The following is a 4647-nucleotide window of genomic DNA, read 5'->3' as shown; positions in this document are numbered from 1 at the left end:
TTCTTCAGCGCCGCTGCCATCGCCTCGCCGTCATGGACCGGATTGGCGAGCGGCCGAACCAGGCGGTAGCCGTCCTCGGCTATGATCAAGGCCACGCGTCGCTCAGCCACCGCGGCGGCGGTGCTCATGAGCATCAGCAGCAAGGCAAAAAGCAAGCGCAAGTCGAACCGCCCCCCGGCTTGTCCATTTGCGCAAACATTCCACCTCTTTATGCCATGAGCAAGCCGGGCTTTTTGCGGAAGACCAGCGTTTTCAGGCAACCCGCATAGGCTTCAAAGCCTCGCTCCAGCGCAACAGCTCGTCGAGCATGGTTTTGGCTCCGCCCTGCACCTGTTCGCTGGCGTTGAAAGCGCCGTTCTCATCGAGCAGTTTCTGGTACATCGGCAGCGCGACGCCTTCCGAGATCGGCATGACGCCGACCGATGTCAGCAACGGCTTCAGCGCTTGCGCCGCGCGCAGGCCGCCGGAGACGCCGCCATAGCTGAAAATGGCTGCAGGCTTGTACTTCCATTCACGCGAGAGATAATCGACCGCGTTGACGATCGCCGGCGCCACGAAATAATTGTATTCCGGCGCCACGAAGACGAAGGCGTCGGCGGCATCGATCGCTTTCGACCAGGCCTTGGTATGGTCGTTCTTGTAATTGCCGAGCCTTGGATGGTGCGGTTCGTCCAGCACCGGAAGCTTGAACGTATCGATGTCGGTCAGTACCGGCTCGAATTTTCCATGCTCGCGCGCGAACGTCTCCAGCCACTCGGCAAAAACCGGTCCGGCGCGGCCTGGCCGCGTGCTGCCGATGATGATGTTCAACTGGTGCTTCAAGGCGGGCTCCTAGGTCTGGCGGTATCTGTTGGTGACCTACGGCAGGGCAGGGCCGCGGACAAGGCGGCACCGCCATGGAGGCGGTCACAATCGGCTGAACGGATCGCCTGCTGTGACGCCTCGGGCTGCATATTTGCGCCTGCCGTTCGGTCACATGGACGCCCGCATTGCTAGCCACTACATTGGGGTATCAGCGGAGCAGCCCATGGACATCCAGCCCGCCCCCTTCATTCCCCCGGCGCCGAAGCCGCGCACCACGCCGCCGTCGACGCTGGAGATGATCCGCATCGTCTACCGCAACCCGCTCGAATTGTGGGGTGAGCACACCTACAACGAGCCGTGGATCTCGGCCAGTGGTGTTGGTGGACATCTGATCGTCGCCAATGATCCCGGCCTGATCCGCCATGTGCTGGTCGACAATGCCAGGAACTACAAGATGGCGACGGTGCGTCAGAAGATCCTGCGGCCGATCCTGCGCGATGGCCTGCTGACCGCCGAGGGCGAGGTCTGGAAGCGGTCGCGCAAGGCGATGGCGCCGGTGTTCACGCCGCGCCACATCTTCGGCTTCGCCCAGCCGATGCTGAGACGCACGCTGGACTTCGTCGCCCGCTACGAAGACGGCGGCACGTCCGACATCGCCCATGACATGACGCTGCTCACCTACGACATCCTGGCCGAGACGCTGTTTTCCGGCGAGATATCGGGCGAGCCTGGCAGTTTCGCCAACGAGATCGACCGCCTGTTCGAGACCATGGGTCGCGTCGATCCGCTCGATCTGTTGCGCGCGCCCGACTGGCTGCCGAGGCTGACCCGTATCCGCGGCCGCAAGACCATGGCCTATTTCCGCAAGATCGTCACCGACACTGTCAAGATGCGCGAAGCGAAATTCAAGCGCGACCCCGATGCCGTGCCGCAGGATTTCCTGACGCTGCTGCTCAAGGCCGAGGGACCCGATGGACTGACGCGGGCCGAGGTCGAGGACAACATCATCACCTTCATCGGCGCCGGCCATGAGACGACCGCGCGGGCTCTGGGCTGGACACTGTATTGCCTGGCTGAATCGCCGTGGGAGCGCGACCGGGTCGAGCAGGAGATCGACCAGGTGTTGGCGCGCGAGCCCGATCCGACGAAATGGCTCGATGCCATGCCGTTCACGCGTGCGGCTTTCGACGAAGCGCTCAGGCTGTATCCGCCGGCGCCGTCGATCAACCGCGAGCCGATCGAACCGGAAATGTGGAAGGATCTTCATATCCCCAAGCACGCCGCGGTGCTGGTGATGCCCTGGGTCGTGCATCGCCACAGGAAACTGTGGGACCGGCCGGATGCCTTCCTGCCGGAGCGCTTCCATCCGGGAAATCGCGAAAAGATCGACCGCTTCCAGTATCTGCCGTTTGGCGCGGGTCCGCGCGTCTGCATCGGCGCCAGCTTCGCCATGCAGGAGGCGATCATCGCGCTGGCGATCATGCTGTCGCGCTTCCGCTTCGACACGACAGCCGAAACCAAACCCTGGCCGGTACAGAAACTGACCACGCAGCCGCAAGGCGGTCTGCCGATGCGGGTCACGCCGCGACAGGCATGAGACACAGCTTCAGACGGTTGTGATAAATCAAGCAGCAGGCTTGCGTTGCTGGAACTGGCCGGCGGCGCGGTAGCGCCAGAGATAGCTGGGCAGGATCGTCGCGATCGATTGCGGCTGGATGCCGAGCCCTGCAAGCGTCCTGTTGGTCTTGTTGGCGGCGTCCGAAACGAGGTTGTGCTCGCGCAACTGCGTCACCTGGTCCTTGGTCAGCAGCGGATTGGGCAACAGGCCGAGGATCGAGGCCTGGATGTTGGCCACCCACCACGGCACCGGCACCAGCAGCCGCTTGCGCTCGATCACGTCGAGCAACTCTTCCATACACTGCTTGAAGGTGAGCACCTTCGGTCCACCAAGTTCATAGATCTGGCCGCCATCCACCTTGCCGTCGACCGAGCGCGCCACCGCTTCGGCCACGTCGCCGACATAGACCGGCTGGAACTTGGTCTGGCCGCCGCCGATCAGCGGCAGCACCGGCGAATAGCGCGCCATGTTGGCGAAGCGGTTGAAGAAGCCGTCTTCGGGTCCGAAATTGATCGACGGCCGGAAGATCACGGCGTCCTTGATCGTCTCCAGCACAGCCTTTTCGCCAAGCGCCTTGGTGCGCGCGTAGTCTGATTCGGAGTCCAGATCGGCGCCAAGCGCAGAAATGTGGGTCAGGCCGGCGCCGACCGAGCGTGCGGCCTCGGCCACTGCGCGGGCGCCGAACTCGTGCACGGCGGAGAATTTCTGCCGGCCGCTCTCATGCAGGATGGCGACCAGATTGACGACGTGGTCGGCGCCCTGCACGGCGCGGTCTACCGACCAGCGCACGCGCACATTGGCCTGCACCGGCTGGATCTGGCCGACATTGCCAAGCGGCTGCAAATGGCCGGCAAGATCGGGCCGCCGGCAGGCGACCCGGATGCGATAGCCGCGCTTGGCCAACGCGCGCACGACATGGCGGCCGACAAAGCCTGACCCGCCAAAGACGACGACGAGCTTTGGGGTCTGCAGGATTTCGGTCATGGCTGGCTCCGGCGCTCGCAAGCTTGGCTGAAGCCGTTTCATAATCCGTTTCGTGCCAAAGGCAAAGGGCGACGCGTCGTCGCTATCAGCCTGTCAGAACGCTTTGCCCATACGGGCGTCGACCGAATGGCGGTTGCCGCCGCGAATGACGAAGAAGAGCAGGATCGCCGCCCAAAGCAGCGACTTTTCCGCGCCCGAATAGCCTTGGTCCATCGTGACCCAGTGGAACCAGACCGTGACCAGCAGCACGAACAGGCCGGCAAAGGCGGCCGGCCGCGTCAAAAACCCGATGGCGATGAAGATGCCGCCGAAGAATTCAGTGCAGGCCAGAAGCAACGACCACAACGCGCCCGGATAGAAACCGAGACCCTCGACCATCTCGGCAGCGCCGAAAGGATTGGTGATCTTCTGCGAACCATGGATGGCGAAAAACCCGCCGGCGACGACGCGAAGAACGGTTTCGGCACCATCGTGCAGAGCCGCGTAAAACCTGCCAAGGATCGGGATGACAAGGGCGTTGCGGGGGTTGTCCGTGCTTGCCGACATTATAGCTCCTCTGTTTTGCTCAATCAGCGCAAACGGCCGGTCGGGTCGGCCGAAGTCAAATAAACAAAAGTTGACCAAAACAAGAATGTTTTATTCATTGTGCGATCAAAACGCAGAAAACCCCGCCGAAGCGGGGTTTTCCGGGTGACATCCATGCGAAGTCAGGGGCCGACGGAGCGGCCTGACCTGAGACGGTATCAGGAGGGCGTGAAGCAAGTACGCCCACCCCAGCCCTGAACATCCGACATGGTGCCACCAACCTTCTTGCAGGCGGCGACGAAATCGGCGCTGCAATTGGCGAATTTTGCATGGCCGTTCTTGCAGTAATGGTCTTCGGTGGCGCCGCCGCTCGGGGCGGCGATGACACCCGGGCTGGTCGGCTTGGCCGGCGCGGCCTTCAGGGTGGCTGCCTGTGTGGCACCCATGAACGAGCCGAGCAGAAGGACGGCGGTCAGCATGGTGATCTTGGTGTTGGTCATGACAATTTCCTTTGATTTGGGTTGAGGTTTCCGAGGCGCGAAGGACCGGCCTTCGCGTGATGCAGGCTTTCGATTTCGGTTTGCTGCTTCCCCCGGTGTGGATCGGGCAAGCTCGCCTTGCCCTGGACAAAGCTGGGTCGCAGCAAGGCGCGGAAAGGTTCAGCAGCGCGCAAAGAAAATCGCGCCGCGCCGCGCCTGCGGCGGGCAGATTTCAGA

6 protein-coding genes are annotated in these 4647 nt (G+C 62.8%); 1 reads left to right on the top strand and 5 read right to left on the bottom strand.

Annotation, left to right across the window (positions count from 1 at the left end):
* Nucleotides 1-252 precede the first annotated feature (252 nt).
* Nucleotides 253-822, bottom strand: a complete 570-nt coding sequence (locus EN749_RS30945) for an NADPH-dependent FMN reductase (RefSeq protein ID WP_127381466.1) — start codon at nucleotides 820-822, stop codon at nucleotides 253-255.
* Between the two features lie 205 nt (nucleotides 823-1027).
* Here EN749_RS30945 and EN749_RS30940 point away from each other — a divergent pair, with 205 nt between their 5' ends.
* Nucleotides 1028-2401 carry a cytochrome P450 gene (locus tag EN749_RS30940; protein WP_127270315.1) on the top strand — a complete coding sequence of 458 codons (1374 nt, stop codon included), beginning with the start codon at nucleotides 1028-1030 and terminating at the stop codon, nucleotides 2399-2401.
* A 27-nt stretch (nucleotides 2402-2428) separates the two neighbouring features.
* Here the strand turns inward: EN749_RS30940 and EN749_RS30935 are convergent, their stop codons facing one another.
* The 4 genes from EN749_RS30935 to EN749_RS38300 all read right to left on the bottom strand — a co-directional run.
* Nucleotides 2429-3406: a complex I NDUFA9 subunit family protein gene (locus tag EN749_RS30935; RefSeq protein WP_128364577.1), complete on the bottom strand. Its 978-nt coding sequence runs from the start codon at nucleotides 3404-3406 to the stop codon at nucleotides 2429-2431.
* Between the two features lie 93 nt (nucleotides 3407-3499).
* Complete coding sequence (locus tag EN749_RS30930; RefSeq protein WP_128364576.1) at nucleotides 3500-3952, bottom strand: DoxX family protein; 453 nt, start codon at nucleotides 3950-3952, stop codon at nucleotides 3500-3502.
* 197 nt (nucleotides 3953-4149) lie between these two features.
* Nucleotides 4150-4431, bottom strand: coding sequence for a hypothetical protein (locus EN749_RS30925; protein ID WP_127270320.1), 282 nt, complete (start codon nucleotides 4429-4431; stop codon nucleotides 4150-4152).
* The coding region (locus tag EN749_RS38300; protein ID WP_210214739.1) for a hypothetical protein at nucleotides 4428-4647 on the bottom strand (220 nt) is incomplete at its 5' end. The genes EN749_RS38300 and EN749_RS30925, both read right to left, overlap by 4 nt.

The sequence above is a fragment of the Mesorhizobium sp. M7A.F.Ca.ET.027.02.1.1 genome, assembly GCF_004022985.1.
GTDB lineage: Bacteria > Pseudomonadota > Alphaproteobacteria > Rhizobiales > Rhizobiaceae > Mesorhizobium.
The sequence above is the reverse complement of the archived record's forward strand: the minus strand, read 5'-3'. Positions and strand labels throughout refer to the sequence as shown.

Coding starts and splice junctions, on each gene's coding strand:
- EN749_RS30940 (WP_127270315.1), top strand. CDS start 1,028: ATGGACATCCAGCCCGCCCCCTTCATTCCCCCGGCGCCGAAGCCGCGC.
- EN749_RS30935 (WP_128364577.1), bottom strand. CDS start 3,406: ATGACCGAAATCCTGCAGACCCCAAAGCTCGTCGTCGTCTTTGGCGGG.
- EN749_RS30930 (WP_128364576.1), bottom strand. CDS start 3,952: ATGTCGGCAAGCACGGACAACCCCCGCAACGCCCTTGTCATCCCGATC.
- EN749_RS30925 (WP_127270320.1), bottom strand. CDS start 4,431: ATGACCAACACCAAGATCACCATGCTGACCGCCGTCCTTCTGCTCGGC.